The 777-nt window shown below is 40.4% G+C and carries 2 protein-coding genes; both read left to right on the top strand.

The annotated features are described in order from the left end of the window. The first annotated feature begins 187 nt into the window (after window positions 1-187). Entirely contained in the window at window positions 188-556 is a 369-nt protein-coding gene (locus tag ACSZO1_RS22605) for a hypothetical protein (RefSeq protein WP_437616639.1), read from the top strand. Next, on the top strand, window positions 553-720 hold the full coding sequence (locus ACSZO1_RS22600) for a hypothetical protein (RefSeq protein ID WP_437616637.1): 168 nt from the start codon (window positions 553-555) through the stop codon (window positions 718-720). The genes ACSZO1_RS22605 and ACSZO1_RS22600 overlap by 4 nt, the downstream gene beginning before the upstream one ends. Window positions 721-777: the final 57 nt, after the last annotated feature.

Genomic DNA, 777 nt, shown 5'->3' with positions numbered 1-777 from the left:
ATACAGCTCAGCTAAGGTAAGGCTAATACAGCTAAGGACTCCACTGAACCCCACCGATTAAATCGCACCTTCCTTAAGTAATGCAGCAGCAAATAAATTAGGCTCTTTAGCAAATAAACTTGTATCTGCTGACACTGCTCAATCCTCGCAGATTATTAAATCTTATGGCCCACATGAATCAGGACCATTGGGAAACCCCAGCGATTCCCGAGCACCGGCTTCGACGTTCAGAAGTGGAACTTATACTGAGAAAGTTGCAGAAACTGATATATATCTTTATAGGGATTACGGAGGAACAGCAAAAGTTGATGGACGCTTCTGGACACCTGAACCATCTAAAGGTCCACTACAGTCACAAATGGATAGTGCTGTCTTGCCTGAATGGGGAAATACTTTCCAGAATCATGCTATTATAAAAATACCCAAAGGAACGACATATTATGAGGGGCCGGCGGCAGCACAAACTGGTACGCAAGGAACTCAATCAACATTACTGGGCCGTGGAACACAGATATTTTTACCAAGCCCAAATAATGAATGGATCATTAAAAAATGAAGCCTATAGAAGAAATTAAGAAATGGGTGTCAGAAAGAGCTTCATTTTACTTCTTCTTGCCTGATGGTCCTTATGGAAGGCCGTTTGATAATCAATATTCAGTTAAATCTGTTGATTTAACTGATAAAGGTATCGAAGTTAGATTTAAGGAAGGTGCGATTTAATCATTCAAAGTTCTGTTCATGACTACAATGATTGCCGTTCATCTATCGTTTTCAGTG

The sequence above is a fragment of the Erwinia sp. V71 genome, from assembly GCF_965644245.1.
Taxonomy (GTDB): Bacteria; Pseudomonadota; Gammaproteobacteria; order Enterobacterales; family Enterobacteriaceae; genus Erwinia.
This window is presented reverse-complemented; position numbering and strand designations above follow the sequence as displayed.

Excerpts from the sequence above, each read along its gene's own strand:
- ACSZO1_RS22600 (WP_437616637.1), top strand. The coding sequence starts at position 553 with ATGAAGCCTATAGAAGAAATTAAGAAATGGGTGTCAGAAAGAGCTTCA.